12 protein-coding genes are annotated in these 16,632 nt (G+C 40.7%); 8 read left to right on the top strand and 4 right to left on the bottom strand.

The genetic code is table 11. The features are described 5' to 3' along the window. Positions 1-6 precede the first annotated feature (6 nt). On the top strand, positions 7-1,785 hold the full coding sequence (locus tag FAZ19_RS00260) for a M56 family metallopeptidase (RefSeq protein ID WP_136818600.1): 1,779 nt from the start codon (positions 7-9) through the stop codon (positions 1,783-1,785). Positions 1,786-1,837: 52 nt separating this feature from the next. Beyond that, complete coding sequence (locus FAZ19_RS00265; RefSeq protein WP_136818601.1) at positions 1,838-2,461, top strand: trimeric intracellular cation channel family protein; 624 nt, start codon at positions 1,838-1,840, stop codon at positions 2,459-2,461. Here FAZ19_RS00265 and FAZ19_RS00270 read toward each other — a convergent pair. Then, positions 2,453-3,748, bottom strand: a complete 1,296-nt coding sequence (locus FAZ19_RS00270; RefSeq protein WP_136818602.1) for a UDP-N-acetylmuramoyl-tripeptide--D-alanyl-D-alanine ligase — start codon at positions 3,746-3,748, stop codon at positions 2,453-2,455. The genes FAZ19_RS00265 and FAZ19_RS00270 overlap by 9 nt on opposite strands. An 83-nt stretch (positions 3,749-3,831) precedes the next feature. Beyond that, a complete protein-coding gene (locus FAZ19_RS00275; RefSeq protein WP_136818603.1) occupies positions 3,832-4,656 on the bottom strand; it encodes an SMP-30/gluconolactonase/LRE family protein in 825 nt (274 codons plus the stop codon). A 390-nt stretch (positions 4,657-5,046) separates the two neighbouring features. Between FAZ19_RS00275 and FAZ19_RS00280 the strand changes: the two genes are divergently transcribed. The 6 genes from FAZ19_RS00280 to FAZ19_RS00305 all read left to right on the top strand — a co-directional run bounded on the left by FAZ19_RS00280 (position 5,047) and on the right by FAZ19_RS00305 (position 13,544). Then, entirely contained in the window at positions 5,047-6,507 is a 1,461-nt protein-coding gene (locus tag FAZ19_RS00280) for a tagaturonate reductase (RefSeq protein ID WP_136818604.1), read from the top strand. A gap of 1 nt (position 6,508) precedes the next feature. Continuing rightward, complete coding sequence (locus tag FAZ19_RS00285) at positions 6,509-8,149, top strand: UxaA family hydrolase (protein ID WP_136818605.1); 1,641 nt, start codon at positions 6,509-6,511, stop codon at positions 8,147-8,149. Positions 8,150-8,167: 18 nt separating this feature from the next. Next, positions 8,168-9,574, top strand: a complete 1,407-nt coding sequence (uxaC, locus tag FAZ19_RS00290) for a glucuronate isomerase (protein ID WP_136818606.1) — start codon at positions 8,168-8,170, stop codon at positions 9,572-9,574. A gap of 79 nt (positions 9,575-9,653) precedes the next feature. Then, positions 9,654-11,273 carry an NADP-dependent glyceraldehyde-3-phosphate dehydrogenase gene (locus FAZ19_RS00295; RefSeq protein ID WP_136818607.1) on the top strand — a complete coding sequence of 540 codons (1,620 nt, stop codon included), beginning with the start codon at positions 9,654-9,656 and terminating at the stop codon, positions 11,271-11,273. A 100-nt stretch (positions 11,274-11,373) separates the two neighbouring features. Beyond that, positions 11,374-12,390 carry a pectate lyase gene (gene pelA, locus FAZ19_RS00300; RefSeq protein ID WP_136818608.1) on the top strand — a complete coding sequence of 339 codons (1,017 nt, stop codon included), beginning with the start codon at positions 11,374-11,376 and terminating at the stop codon, positions 12,388-12,390. A 158-nt stretch (positions 12,391-12,548) separates the two neighbouring features. Then, the gene (locus tag FAZ19_RS00305) at positions 12,549-13,544 is read left to right on the top strand and encodes a LacI family DNA-binding transcriptional regulator (protein ID WP_136818609.1); all 996 of its coding nucleotides are present in this window, start codon (positions 12,549-12,551) and stop codon (positions 13,542-13,544) included. Between the two features lie 10 nt (positions 13,545-13,554). Here the strand turns inward: FAZ19_RS00305 and FAZ19_RS00310 are convergent, their stop codons facing one another. After that, the gene (locus FAZ19_RS00310) at positions 13,555-14,142 is read right to left on the bottom strand and encodes an LOG family protein (protein WP_229707343.1); all 588 of its coding nucleotides are present in this window, start codon (positions 14,140-14,142) and stop codon (positions 13,555-13,557) included. Between the two features lie 47 nt (positions 14,143-14,189). Further along, the gene (locus FAZ19_RS00315) at positions 14,190-16,622 is read right to left on the bottom strand and encodes a TonB-dependent receptor domain-containing protein (RefSeq protein WP_229707342.1); all 2,433 of its coding nucleotides are present in this window, start codon (positions 16,620-16,622) and stop codon (positions 14,190-14,192) included. Positions 16,623-16,632: the final 10 nt, after the last annotated feature.

A 16,632-nucleotide genomic window follows, 5' to 3' on the forward strand; every position in this document is an offset into this window, starting at 1 on the left:
AAGACTATGGAAGCTATTATTCAAAATCTAGTCAAGGCCCTCGGATGGAGTATCGTACACTCCCTCTGGCAAGGAGCAATACTTTATTTGATATTGTTTGGACTATTTACCTTGATGCCTAAGGCGAGTCCAAGAATAAAACACAATATCGCCTTCGGTACTTTACTGGCAACATTGACAGCTTTTATTTTTACCGTTATTTCGACGTTCACTTTACCTGTCGCACAAAGCAATCCCGGTGTTAAATTTAACGAACAGGACTATGTTGTGCTCTTAAAAGAATTTCAAAAAGGGCAATTCGCTACAGAAAACATTTTCCCCTTTATCGTTGCGATATACATCCTGGGGATGATCTTTCAGACGGCTTTTCTGCTGAAAGGCTATTTAAAGCTCAAAAATATCCGTAAGCATAACATTGCTCCTGTCCCTGCCGAATGGGCCGTCCTTTTTAAAAAAGCCGCAAAGAAATTGGACATTTCTAAGTCAATAGGTTTTTATCTTTCAACAAGCGTAAGTGTACCCTTGGCGATTGGTTATTTCAAACCAGTAATATTATTTCCAATTGCACTTATCAACCACCTTAACACGGAACAAGTAGAAGCCATACTTTTACATGAATTGGCACATATCCGCCGAAATGATTATCTAATTAACCTAATCAAAGTGTGTGTGGAAACAATGTTATTTTTCAATCCTTTTGTGTGGCTTACCTCCAGGTTTATGCACATCGAACGCGAACACGCTTGCGATGATTTAGTCGTCGATTCTACGCATACACCGCTGGCCTATGCGAAAGCATTACTCCACCTAGAAACACTCAGAATGCAACAAGCTCCAGCGATGTCTATGGCGGCTACAGGAAATACACATTATTTATTAAAACGTATAAAAAGAATAACGAACATGGAAAAAAACTATCCCAATGTGAAGCAACAGCTGCTTGCCATCGCATTGACCTTATTTACTTTTGTCACTGTAGCCTGGATTGCGCCGAACAGCAATAAAAAGGATGTGGCAAAGAACGAGAAAACGGAAATAGAAACACAAGCAACCATAGACATAGAAACAGAAATACGGGAAGTGCTGACATTCGCGTCCGATTCGGATACGATCGCCGTGCCGGAAAGAACTCCTATAGCCCGCACTATGTCGGGGGAATCAACGGTAATTTATCACTCGGATAACAGACCTGATAGTTTGAATGGAGTCTGCGACGATACGGACCTTAAAGCCCACATGTCGAGAATAGCGGAAAATGCCGAAGAGATGGAACAATACCACAATTCTCCGCAATTCAAAGCCCAGATCGCTAAAATAGAAGCCAATGCTAAGGAAATCGAAAAGTATTTCGAATCGCCGGAGTTCAAACAAAAGATCTCCAATATAGAAGCGCATGCAAAAGATGTAGAGAAATACGTAAACTCGCCAGAGTTTCAGGGAAAAATTGCCAAAATAGAATTAGAAGCTAAAAAAATAGAAAAATACTTTGATTCACGAGAATTTAAACAAAAGATCGCGAAGATAGAATCAAGGGCAAAGGATATCGAAAACTACGTTGAATCGCCAGAGTTCAAAGAGAAAATAGCGGAAATAGAAACGAAGGCGAAAAACCTTGCAGCCTATTACGAATCTCCTGAATTTAAGAACAAAATAAATAAGATAACGGAAGCATACGACTCTCCAGAGTACCAAGAAATCCACAAAAGATATCAACAGGAATTGGAGGCTTTACAGAAATCAAAGAGAAATAAGACGATCCAGACGCCACTTTTGGTCTTGTTCTAGGCGAAACGACGGTTTTTACGTATTATTGTGCGTAGGAACACGTCGTTAACAAATGGAAATTATATATTATAGCGACCTTTTAGGTACAATGGTTTTCGCCATCTCGGGAGCTATGGCTGCAAATCGCAACGGCATTGACATTTTCGGTGCTACTTTTACCGGATTTGTAACGGCAATCGGCGGCGGATCTTTGCGCGACATATTCCTGAATATTAGGCCGGTATGGGTCGAAGATGGAAATTACCTGATTGCGATCTTTATAGGTGTATTTATTTCAATAGTAGCCAACAAGCACTTAGACAAACTGGCGCGCACATTATCTTTATTTGACGCGATCGGTATCGGTTTCTTTACCGTGGTGGGTGTCCAAAAATCATTATCCTACGGTAGCAGCGACATAGCCGCAATAATACTGGGTATGTTTTCGGCAGCAATGGGCGGCGTGATACGCGATGTATTAATGAATGTAACACCATTGATATTGCGTAAAGAGATTTATGCTACAGCGTGTTTATCGGGAGCCTTTCTCTTTGTCCTCTTACATAACTTCCATGTGGATAATGGTACAAATGCCTTTTTTAGTGCAGCGCTGGTATTTTTAATTCGGATATTGTCGGTCAAGTTTAATTTATCCTTACCGTCTGTTACCCCAATTGAAAACAAAGACTTAAAGTAGTTCCAATAATTTTTCGAAAGCCATCCCTCGCGAAGCCTTCAGTAAGATAAAACTCTCCGCAATAGTCGAGACTGCCGCCTTTGCTTCTTCGGTAGTTTGGTAGTATTCCCCTTCGGGTTCCTTTTGAGCATAGAAGGCTTCTCCTACAAAGATAAGTCGATCGACACGCAAAGACTTTGCCTGTGTAATAATTTTTTGATGCTCTGCATATGTATCGTCACCCATTTCAAACATATCACCTAATATCACGACCTTACGATCCGCTTCCAATACCTTCATATTATCCAGAGCTGCGGACATACTACTCGCATTTGCATTGTAGAAATCCGCAATGACCGTGTTCTTGGTTGTTTTCGTAATCTGCGAACGATTATTTTTCGGAACATACCCCTCGACCCCCATATTAATAGAAATGGGAGATACATCAAAATGTAACCCCACTGCAATAGCGGCCAAGATATTCTCGCTATTATACGATCCTGTGAGACTGGTAGATACTTCATAAATTGGGGTTGTATCCTTCATTTTCCAACTGATGGAAAGGTAGGGGTTAGCATGTAACAGCTTCCCGATTACATCATTTTGACCGGAAAAACCATAGCGCACGATTTTATTAAAGGTCCTCGTATTTACCATTTCCAGCAATTCAGTGTTGTCGCTCTGTAAAAAGAGAATACCCCCGGATTCCTGAAGAAAATCATATAATTCTCCTTTCGCCTTTTTAACGCCTTCGAAGGAGCCAAAACCTTCCAAATGCGCTTTTCCAACATTAGTGATGATTCCATGCGTGGGGCGTGCAATGTCACTTAACAAGGCAATCTCTCCCACATGATTTGCGCCCATTTCTATAATAGCCACCTCATGCCTGCTATCTATGGAAAGAAGGCTTAAGGGTACCCCAATATGATTATTTAAATTGCCTTGCGTCGAAAAGGTGTTATACTTCTGAGACAGGACTGCATACAATAGCTCTTTCGTTGTTGTTTTACCATTTGTTCCGGTGATACCGATAACCGGAATATTTAGCTGCGAGCGGTGATATTTCGCAAGATCTTGAAGTGTAGAAAGTACATCCTTCACGATAATATAATCATCTCCTTTATCGTACAGGGGTTCATCTATCACGACATACCGTGCTCCAGCAGCTAAGGCCTGCTCGGCAAATGCATTGCCATTAAAGTTAGCTCCCTTTAAGGCAAAGAAAATACTATCTGCTGCTATATTACGCGTATCTGTAGTGACTTTGGGAAACGCCTTATAAATATTGTAAAGTTGATCGATCTGCATAGCCTCTTAATTGATAAAACAAAAGTAAACATAAAAAGGAGCATTATTTTCTAAATAATGCTCCTTTTTATGTTGACATCCTTCTACTTAAGTTTATAGGCGATCACGCTATTACTATTAAAGGTAGGGATATACAGAATCTTCTCCTTGGGGTTATATCCGAGGTCGGCTGTATTCATGCTTCCCTGTACATCCATCATTTTCTGAAAAGATCCGTCTGCACGCACATAATAAACGATACCTGGCCAGCAGGTAACTAAAAAATCGCCATTTCCTACAGGTTCTAGTCCATCTCCACCCTTCTCAAATCCAGTAGCAACAACCGTCTTATTTTTATTGGAATCTATCTTCCACAACTCCGGTCCAGCCAGCGCATATAAGCTGTTATCTAAAAATTTGAGTCCATTTACCGACGGAACATTTTCCATATATAAGGTATATTTAAATCCCTTGATTTGGAATATTTTGTTTTGTCGGGTATCAGAAACGTATACGACACCATTATCATCCACGGTTACATCATTTAAGAAGGTCGATTCTGCTATCTCAATTTCATTTATTATATTTCCGCTGATGACATCGACGACCACAACGGAACTAATATCTGCAATGTACAACAGATCGCGGTACAAAGCCAGACCTTTGGGGGCATTTAGCCCAGTTATCCAATCTACTTGCTTAAGCGACCCGTCAAGGTTTAAAATCGCGACACCTCCTTGGCCATCTTTCGCTGTTCCCTCTCCATCGATTAAGGAAACGTATAATTCATTTTTCTCGGGAACAAATAGCACGGATTCCGGAACAGGTAATTGATCTTTCGATTCCCATAACTTATCCAATGACTTCTGTTGTGCGCTAAGTCCTTGCATGAATAGCGCGGTAAATAATATACTGATTAACTGTTTCATATTAATTCATTATTTCGTGAGCTCGCAAGCTCGGTTATTCATCAATTACGTTAGATTCTCGATTCCATTATGTTCCGATCGAAATGACGGTTTAACCCTTTTTAAATAAACTTCGGTTTACCTTTTAACGGCCGTGGAATATTTCTCCCTTATAACGAGCATCTATACTTTTATGGTGCTCGCGTTGCTTCTAGGACATTCGCACCGATGTACTTGTCTCTATCAATATCGCATCGCACCCGATGTTTGGATAAAAATAGCCAAATTAAACGGTAACGTCAAATTCAACCTCCTTATACCTAACACAATTCCTTCGCTATCGTTTGCGTAAAAATCACTTCGAACTTCTAATAAAATTGGTTAGCATTGTATATCCAATATAATGTCTCTATGTATTTAAATCATAAAAATCTAGTTTCAATAACAAATGCTGCAGTTGAGAAACCAACTGAAAAGATTCTAAATCTTCCTGAAAAAATAATCCAATTTGGTACGGGCGTGCTATTGCGCGGCCTGCCCGACTATTTTGTTGACAAAGCAAATAAAAAGGGGATTTTTAATGGCCGAATTATCGTTGTTAAATCTACTTCTTCGGGTGGCGTAGACGCTTTTAAGGATCAGGACAATCTATACACGACCTGTATTAAGGGGATCAGCAAAGGAGAGATTGTTGAAGAGAATATCATCAATGCTTCTATCAGTCGTGTGCTATCCGCGCGAGAAGAATGGAATGAAATACTAACGACTGCAGCCAGTCCAGCTATTGAAGTGATTATTTCGAATACCACCGAAGCGGGAATCGTGGAAAGCAATGATAATATTAACGATGCCCCACCGACGTCATTTCCCGGCAAACTGCTATCGTACTTATATGCGCGCTACAACGCGTTTGGCGGAGATTTGACCAAAGGATTAATTATTTTACCAACGGAGCTTATTTCTAACAATGGCGATGTACTAAAAAAATATACCATTTCCCTAGCGCAAAAAAACAATCTAGAAGATGCGTTTATTCATTGGCTAAAAGCTGCTAATACGTTTTGTAATACGCTGGTTGACCGCATTGTACCTGGGAAGTTTGTCGACGAGAGTTTAGGGTACAAGGATGACCTTATGATTATGGCGGAACCCTTCACCTTATGGGCCATTGAAGCCAGCGATCCAAAAGTGAAAGAAATTCTGAGCTTTGCGACGGTAGATGCTGGTGTAGTCATTACCTCATCCGTCTATAAATTCAAAGAGCTTAAGCTTCGCTTATTAAACGGCTCACATACCTTTACCTGTGCATACGCTCTGCTACAAGGTTTTGTAACCGTAAAGGAAGCCATGGAAAATGCTTCTTTCAAAAAGTTTATCGAAGAACTGGCATTTAAGGAGATCGGTGCGGCTATCGAATCGGATGAAATAACCCGTGATGATATCAATGATTTTGCAAACAGTGTAATCGATCGCTTTAGCAATCCTTTCTTGGCACATCGATGGGAATCCATCTCCTTAAACTATACGTCAAAAATGGTGTTGCGAAATGTTCCCATTGTTGAAAAATGGTATAGTAAATCAGATGATGTACCGAAGCATATTGCAACTGGATTCGCGGCATATATTGCACTTATGGACACCAAGAAAATGGACGATAAGTTCTTCACAAAAATGGAAGACAATTCGTTTGCCCTCCAGGATGATCAAGCAGAAAAACTATATGATCATTGGCAAAATAAAGACACAGCTGTCGAACGCATTTTAGCTGATCAAGGAATTTGGGGTATCGATTTAACGTCGTTCCCGGGATTTTCAGAAGAAGTGCAAGTGCAAGTTAACGCAATTAAGAAAAATAATAAAACCGCGGTATAAGATGAAATCACGCGTATTACGTATACATCCTAAAGACAATGTACTGGTTGCTCTTCAGGATTTGAAACAAGGGGAGACCATCACCTTTGAGGACAAGGTTTATACCCTGACAGAAGATATTCCTGCTAAACATAAATTTTTTACGCAGGACATGAACTTGCAAGACGAGATTTATATGTATGGTGTATTGGTTGGAAAGGCACAATATCCCATTCCGGTCGGTAGCATCATGAATACACAGAACACCAAACATGCAGTAGAACCCTATACCTATCGTCCGTATCAATACGATTGGCAGGCTCCAGATGTGTCCAAATTTGCAGGCAGTACGTTCAATGGATATTGGCGCAGCGATGGCCGCGTGGGCACAGCGAATTACTGGCTTTTTGTACCGACGGTCTTCTGTGAAAACAGAAATCTGGACGTCATAAAGGAGGCAATGCATAATGAGCTGGGATATACGGTAACTGATAAGTACAAGCGCTTCACACACAGTCTGATCAGATATTATGAGCAGGGTGAAGATATCACCAACGTTGACTTTTCTGCGGATAGTACGGCACCAAGCGAACGATATTTTAAAAACATCGACGGCATCAAATTTCTTAATCATCAGGGTGGTTGTGGCGGTATCCGTCAGGATGCAGCGGTACTCAGTAAATTACTAGCAGCCTATGCGGACCACCCCAATGTGGCAGGAGTGACTGTATTAAGCCTAGGCTGTCAAAACTTACAGGTTGCGGATTTTCAAAAAGATCTATTGGAACGTAACCCCGGTTTTGATAAACCCCTCTTTATTTTCGAACAACAACAATCTCAAAGCGAAGAGCAACTCATCAAAGAGGCTATAAAACAGACTTTCGCAGGCTTGATTGAAGCGAACAAATTAGCACGCAGCCCGGCACCAATCAGTAAACTGGTATTGGGTGTTAAATGTGGCGGAAGCGACGGTTTTAGTGGTATCAGCGCCAATCCAGCCGTCGGATATACCTCCGATTTATTAGTCGGTTTAGGTGGTACGGTTTTATTGGCCGAATTTCCGGAATTGTGCGGCGCCGAGCAACAGCTTATTGACCGCACAAAAGATGAGCAAGCAGCAAAAAAGTTTATCAAATTGATGGGAGCCTATAGCGCTGCAGCCGAACAGGCTGGGTCAGGCTTCCACATGAACCCTTCACCCGGAAACATCAAAGACGGGTTGATCACAGATGCGATAAAAAGTAATGGCGCGGCAAAAAAAGGAGGTACCTCTCCAGTCGAAGATGTATTGGATTATACAGAACAGGCAATTAAGCCTGGATTAAATTTAGTATGTACGCCTGGAAACGATGTAGAAGCTACCACCGGCAAGGCGGCATCTGGTGCGACACTCATTTTATTTACAACTGGATTGGGTACCCCCACGGGAAATCCGATCTGCCCAACGATCAAAGTATCAACCAATAAAGAGCTGACCCGTCGAATGAGCGACATTATCGATATCGACACAGGACCCGTAATCGATGGTGAAAAAACCATCGAACAAATGGGAGAGGATATCTTAGCTTACTGCATCAAAGCGGCTAGTGGCGAAATTACACCAAAAGCAGTATTATTAAATCAGGACGACTTCATCCCTTGGAAAAGAGGAGTGAGTTTATAATTATAAAAACTATTGAACATGAAGAATTTTTTAGACGATAATTTCTTGCTACAGAGTAAAGTAGCAGAAGAATTATATCACACCTATGCTAAAAATCAACCTATTATAGATTACCATAACCATTTGATTCCTGATCAGATAGCTAACAACATCAATTTTGAAAATCTGACACAAGTGTGGTTATATGGTGATCATTATAAATGGCGGGCAATGCGAACAAATGGGGTTAATGAGCGATATATCACTGGAGATGCCACTGACTTTGAAAAGTTTCAAAAATGGGCAGAAACTGTGCCGTATACGATGCGGAACCCCTTGTATCATTGGACACACCTTGAATTGCAACGTTATTTTGGAATTAGCACCCTACTAAACGGAGATACGGCTAAAGATATCTACGACGAAGCTTCTGCGAAACTCCGTACATCCGAATATGGTGTACGTGGTCTATTGCAAAAAATGAACGTCGAAGTCGTTTGTACAACAGATGATCCGATTGACTCGTTGGTATATCATCAGCAATTTGCTAAGGAGGGGGCTACGCTAAAAATGTTACCTGCTTTTCGTCCGGACAAGGCGATGAACTCCGACAATATAGCGGATTTGAATGCATACATTGCAAAATTAGAACAGGTTACCAATACTTCCATAGGTTCACTGGATGAGTATTTGAGCGCGCTCAAACAACGTCACGATTTCTTTGCAGCCAATGGCTGTTCAGTATCTGATCATGGACTAGAACAAATCTATGCAGAAGATTATACGAAAGACGAAATCACGGCTATTTTCAGCAAAATCCGCACAAATCAGGAAATCAGTTATTCGGAAAACCTCAAGTTTAAATCTGCCATGTTGATCTATTTTGCGGAATGGGATCATGAAAAAGGATGGGTACAGCAGTATCATCTTGGTGCACTTCGAAATAACAACACCAGACTATTGACCAAATTAGGTCCGGATACGGGTTTTGACTCGATTGGGGATTTTAGCCAGGCAAGAGCATTATCCAAATTCTTAAACAGATTGGACACACAGGATAAACTTACAAAGACGATTATCTACAATCTTAATCCGGCGGACAACGAATTGATCGCTACGATGATCGGTAACTTTAACGACGGATCGGTGGCCGGCAAGGTTCAGTTTGGATCAGCCTGGTGGTTTCTCGACCAAAAAGACGGCATGATCAAACAAATGAATACTCTTTCGAATATGGGTTTATTGAGCCGGCTTGTTGGCATGCTTACGGATTCCCGAAGTTTCCTTTCGTTTCCTAGACATGAATATTTCAGAAGGTTAGTTTGTAATCTTTTCGCGGAAGACGTGGTAAACGGCGAATTACCACATGATATGGAATGGATTGGGAAGCTTGTAGAAGATATCTGCTATAAAAACGCAAGAAACTATTTCAATTTTTACAAATAATACAACAAGGTGCTCAACATATCACCTGTCGAGCACCTTGTTAACTTGAGCATACAATCATCAAACAACTAAACTTATTATGAGCTTAAATTTAGACAATCTCTTTTGGGAAGAAAAAGACATCCCCAAAGAGTATCTCTTGGAAGAGCAGATCGACCAGCGCACATTTCTATCAAATGGCGAAATGAAAACCTGGGATGGGTCTGTCAGTGAAGTTTTCTCACCCGTTTGCATAAAAACGAAAGACGGCTTGGTTCGTAAACGTATTGGTAGCTATCCGGTATGTACGGAAAAAGAATCAGAAGAAGCATTAAGTGCTGCTGTGGCGGCATACGACAATGGTCGCGGAAAATGGCCTACGATGTCTGTGGCCGAGCGCATTAAATGTGTCGAAGATTTCACCAATAAAATGATCGACAAAAAAGATGTTGTTGTCAAATTGATCATGTGGGAAATCGGAAAATCATATGCCGATTCGATCAAAGAATTTGATCGAACAGTGGAATATATTTACGCTACTATCGATTCTTTAAAAGATCTGGATAGACAATCTTCCCGTTTCGAAATAGAACAGGGTATTATCGCTCAAATCCGTCGTTCGCCACTGGGTGTCGTATTATGTATGGGACCGTTCAACTATCCCTTGAATGAAACATTTACGACGTTGATTCCGGCCTTGATTATGGGTAATACGCTGTTGTTTAAACCACCAAAACATGGTACATTATTACATTACCCCTTACTGGAAGCGTTTCAATCTAGTTTTCCAAAAGGCGTAATCAACACCATCTACGGTAGAGGTAATAAGATTATTCCCGCACTAATGGAATCTGGGAAGATCAACGTTTTAACCTTAATCGGTAGCAGTAAAGTTGCAAATGAGCTTAAGAAACTGCATCCGAAAGTAAATAGACTTCGTGCTATATTAGGCTTAGATGCTAAAAATGCAGCTATTATTACAAAGGATGTTGATCTTGACCTAGCGGTAAAGGAAACGGTACTGGGCTCTTTGTCATTCAACGGGCAACGTTGCACGGCTATCAAGATAGTATACGTACACCGCAGCTTGGCTCAGGAGTTCTTAAAAAAGCTCTCTGAAGAGGTCTCCAAACTAAAATTTGGAATGCCGTGGGAAAGCGGGGTGTCGCTTACGCCACTTCCAGAGCCTAATAAGCCTACATATTTGCAGGAATGCATCACAGATGCGGTGGCAAATGGTGCTAAAGTAATCAACGAGAACGGTGGACAAACATTAGAATCCTTTGTTTATCCTGCTATTTTATATCCTGTAAACGATAAGATGAAGCTGTATCGGGAAGAGCAATTCGGACCATTGATTCCTGTCGTGCCTTTTGATGATCTTGAAGAGCCTATAGAATATCTGATTAGCTCACCCCATGGACAACAGGTAAGTATATTCAGTCGGAATGCGGCGATTATTTCATCATTGATCGATCCCTTGGTAAATCAGGTAAGCCGCGTGAATATCAACTGTCAATGCCAACGTGGACCAGATAGTTTCCCGTTCACGGGTAGAAAGGATAGTGCGGAAGGTACACTTTCAGTGTTTGACGCCATCCGATCATTTTCTATACGATCGTTGGTGGCAGCAAAGTACACTGACGACAACAAGAAGCTCCTCAATGATATCATTGAGAGCAACAATTCTAATTTCGTCAGTACCAAGTTTATATTTTAGAAATAATTGATACAAGTCAAGCCTCCGTGCTTGACTTGTATCGTTATAAGCCTTTTGTCGATTCGGCTGTCCAATAGCTACTATCTTAATAATCTCCGCTATGAAAATATTTTTATCTATTCTGCTGGCCGCACTATTCGGCATTTCAACTGCGCAAGAGCTGACGGATCCTATAGCGGAACGCATGATCAGCTATCAACTTAAAAATGGAGGTTGGCCTAAACAATTGGCGGATAAATCGGTTGTTAACTATTCGAAGCTCCTGACACCTGCTCTACAAAAAGTCATCAATCGATCAACCGAAAAATTGGCGACTATCGACAACAATGCAACCACCCGCGAGATAAATCATCTTCTTCTAGCTTATTCAAAGACTAATAATAGCACCTATCTTGACGCGGCAACAAAGGGCGTACAATATATTCTTAGTGCGCAAAATGACAAAGGGGGCTGGCCTCAATATTACCCTGATAGCAGCTCATACCGAGGTCAGATTACCTACAATGACGGGGCGATGATTAATGTATTGGAAATTTTACTTTCTATATCAACTAAACAGGAACCTTACACCGTCTTGACCGATAAATTTAGTGGAGAAATAGAACCGGCTCTAACCCAAGGGATCGACTGCATCCTACGGACCCAAGTTAAACAAGGAAACAAAGCAACTATTTGGGCCGCTCAATATGACCAGAAAACAATGGAACCGGCTCAAGCTAGATTGTTTGAACCGATAGCTTTAGCTACGGCGGAGTCTGCGGGTATTCTTCGCTTCTTAATGCATATCGAGAACCCCGCTCCGGAGATAAAAAATGCTATTACCCATGCCGTGGAATGGTTTTCAACTCACAAAGAAGTAGGATATGATTATATTAAAACAGAAAAAAACGGAAAACTCATCAGAGAGCTAGTTACTTCACCTACGTCGACCATATGGGCGAGGTTTTATGATGTCAAGACTAACCAGCCTATTTTCGGTGATCGCGATAATAAGGTAAAGTATTCTTTAAATGAAGTAAGCGAGGAACGAAAAAACGGCTATTCCTGGTACGGCAATTGGCCGCAAAAAGTCATCACACGAGAATATGAAAAATGGCTTAACAAGGTAAATCGATGAATCTAAGTGGATATGCTAAACGCATAGATGGTATTCCCCTTAAGTTACGAATGGTGTTTTTTCAATAGGTATTTTCCACTAGTGCCTGCTTCGATGGCATGCATGCGCTCACTACGTCCGGTTTGCGAATGCCAAGCATTTTATCTAAGTTTACCTTTGTGAAGTACAGAAATTACACTCTTAAAGATGTTGCGCAGGATTTAGGTGTTTCCACCTCTACTGTCTCACGTGCGCTCCGGGATAGTCACGAAATCAGTGAAGATACCAAAAAGAAAGTGTTGGACTATACAGCGAAAATAAAATTCAAAATAAATCCTATTGCCAGAAGTCTGAAAGAACGGAAATCGCAAAGTATAGGCATCGTGGTCAGCGAGATCGCGAATAATTTCTTTTCTCAGATCGTAAACGGCATCGAATCCGTAGCACATCAGAAAAACTATCACGTCATTATTTCACAGTCTCATGAATCGAGTGAGAAAGAGAAGATGAATATAGAACATTTGGCCTCTCGGTCGGTAGATGGCCTTCTCATCTCCTTATCGTCCGAAACCCACAATATCGATTATATTAAGGAGCTGTACAACAGGGGGCTACCAATTGTTTTTTTTGATCGCATTCCAAAAAACTTCAATACATTCACCGTGGTATCCGATAATTTTCAAGGTGCATATAGAGCTACAGAAGAGTTTATATTAGCTGGAAAAAATCGGATTGCACATCTTACAAACTCGAAGAGCCTTTCTATTACACAGTCTCGTCTTGATGGCTATAAAGCCGCGCTGGATAAACATAGTATTGCTTTTGATGAACAATTGATCCAATACTGTCCATACGGGGGAATGCACATGGATGAAATCCACCGCGCATTAGACCATTTTGTCCAGAAAGGTTTTGACAGTATTTTTATATCGGGGGATCGTCTTACCGCCGGCTTTCTATTGGCTACGAAAGAGAAAAACGTAACGCATGATTTTCCGATTGCAGGATTTACCAACTCGGATTTTATTCAGTTATTTTCTCCAAAAATAACGGTAATCCGACAAAATGCGTTTGAGATGGGTAAAGCGTCTGTAGAATTGCTGATCAAAATGATCGAAACAAAATATCCGATCACCGAATTCGAGCAGATCGTGCTGCCTGTACAGCATAGCTAATTTTCGCCTTTTATGTTTGATCCTGAGTAAGCCATTTGGGTACATTGGCCGGTATATACGATTCCATTTTGAGGATTAATGCTTCTATCGTATTATCCACCAATAGCATCTCTTGATTTTCCTTTTTTAACAGCCCTACCTGCACCAAATGATCGATAAAGGTAATGAGATGATCGTAAAGCCCATTCGTGTTTAATATCCCTACTGGCTTTTGATGTAAACCAAGTTGGGCCCAGGTTATCATCTCAAATAGTTCTTCCATCGTTCCGAATCCACCTGGGAGCGCAATGATACCCTCAGACATTTCATCCATAATCGTCTTACGTTCGTGCATGGTCTCCACGCAGATTAACTCCGTAACCCCACTATGTGCTATTTCCTTACTGTTTAAAAAATTGGGTATGACACCGATAACTTTCCCTTGCTTGGCTAACGCACCATCAGCTACAGCGCCCATAAGTCCTACCCGTCCGCCTCCGTACACCAAGGTAATATTCTTAGTCGCTAAATATTCGCCCACATGACGAGCTTCTCGCATCCATGATTCGTCGAAACCAGAACTTGACGCGCAAAAAACAGATATGCTATTCATCTTCATACTACAATTATAATTAAAAAACCGCAAGCAAAGTGCTTGCGGCTTAATTATAAAGCCCTGCTTTTTTCCTCGCTATCGCTATCTTTTTTGCGAATAGACTGTTTTAAATTTCCAAATTTATACGTATACGTCAGTCGTATTGTCTGCGCATCATTATACTGACGTATTTTGGAATTGAACTTCGAAAAATTTGTTGACAGATTATTCCTATTGGTTTTAAAAATATCTGTCGCGGCAAATTTGAGGGAGCTTCTCTCGTCTTTAAAATTATACGTAGCTCCCACATCCATGTTCCATTTGGTCTCTATACGGTATACGTTATAGATAAATGGAGAGGTATAGTTAACGGACATTTCGGCAGAGAATGCTTTTGAAAGCTTAAAGGTATTCATAGACGCACCTTGAAAGAAAACCGAACCTTGTTTTACGTATGATCCGGCAATCGGTCCCTCGAAATACATATGAATTCCTGTTAAGTTATTATACATGGTCCAAAACTTACCGATCCGGAAAGGTGCACTGATATTTACATAGCTGGTTGAAGATTTGCCTAAATTTTCTCGGATAACCCACGTTGTGTTTTTTGTCGAATCCTGTCCCATACTCTCTACCATCGCATCTGTTGTCAAGTCAGTACCTAGAGTAATATTAAACATTTTGTACAGACTGTAGTTAAGCGTAATATTATGGGTATACTGTGGATTCAGATAGGGATTTCCTTTCATGAAGGTAAATTTATCGATATAAAACTCAAAAGGATTGAGGAAGCGATAGTTTGGTCGCGAAATCTTACGTGCATAGCTCAATGCCAACACATGATTCTCATGGGCATTATAACTCAACGATCCGGAAGGAAACATATCCAGATAATCCCGCTTAACTTGTTCATCCTTTGTAACGGAATGTCCGTCAGATATCGTGTATTCACCTCTCAATCCAACTTTTGCATTCCACTTACCAAATGTTGTATTGTAGTCGATATATCCGGCGGCGATTTGCTCCTTATAAATGAAATAATTGGAACGATTCGCGTCATTTTGCCAGCTATTGTTAAGGAATAAATCGTACTGCGTATTATTATCCGAATTTACGTTGCTATATTTAACTCCGATCTCCAGCTGACCCTTTCCGATGGTCTTTAAAAAGTCCAATTTTGCAGCAAAAATATCAATCTCGACGGGCATTATATTACGCTCCAACTCGGGATCATACAAAGGAGACTGGTCCGGATTCAACATACGGTAGTCATAATCAACATGATTAGTTGTACGAAACATGCTGTAATCCACATCGGCTGTCAGCTTCGTTCCGTTCGTGTCAATTTTAAACTCGTTATTTGCATTCAATGAGTACCGGTTAAAGGTTTGATTGCTAACGGTTACGGAATTCAGGATGGAATCTATGCTAATCAAATTAGGACCAAAATTGGTTATACTGTTGTTATCCTGCTCTTCAATGTTATTATTCCCATTAAATTGAAGTGTTAAGATATTTCTGTCAGAAGTCTTTTGTTCTATGCCCACTTTATAATTATGGGTACGGTCATTTTCCACAAGGGTAGTTTTTTGATTCGAAACAGTATTCACATTCTTATTCGAAATCGTCCGTTCGATCTCCAAGTCATCCTCTCTTGTATTATTTGTATAGGAATAGTTACCAAACAATGTCGTATTGTTCTTCTTATAATTTAGACTAATAGATGAATTACCCCGGAAATGCTTACCCATGCCACCACTCGCTACAAAAGACCCGTTAAAACCTTCCATCTTATTCTTCTTCATCACAATGTTAATGACCCCAGCCGCTCCTTCTGCGTCGTCTTTAGCAGACCGTGTGGTAGAAACTTCTATACTTTTTATCTGAGCGCCATCTGTACTCTTTAAAAATGTCGCTAATTGATCTCCCGTCATATAGGTTTGACGGCCGTCGATAGTCACATTAACACCTTGTTGCCCCATCAATAACACATTGTCATCCTTGTCAACACTCACACCAGGGGCCCTTTTTAAAACTTCCAAAGCGTTATTACCAGCCGAAATAGATGAATTTTCGACGTTTAATATTAATTTTCCGTTCGAGCTTTGAATGAGTGGCAGTTCACCTTTGATTTCCACTGCCTCAATTTCGGTCGACAATGGCAACATCGTAATGACGTCCATTTCTGTTCCTTTATCGGCAATTGTAAACGGCTCGCTTTTAAATGTGGATAGTCCTACTGCCGACACTTCAATTACAAATGAACCCTGGGGTGCATTTTTTATTTCATAATACCCCCCATTATCGGTGACGCCGGTTTTGATAATGACCTCTGTATTTGAAGACAAAAGGTAAACGGAAGCACCGACAATAGGTTCCTGCTGTTCGTTAACAACCTTACCTTTTACATCTGTTTCTTGCCGTAAGGCCCAAGCAAAATGAACAGTAGCTAGCATATTCAATAGCAATACTAGTAATATTTGCTTTATATATCTATTTTTCATTATCTCCTAG

This window comes from Sphingobacterium alkalisoli, from assembly GCF_005049105.1.
GTDB lineage: Bacteria > Bacteroidota > Bacteroidia > Sphingobacteriales > Sphingobacteriaceae > Sphingobacterium > Sphingobacterium alkalisoli.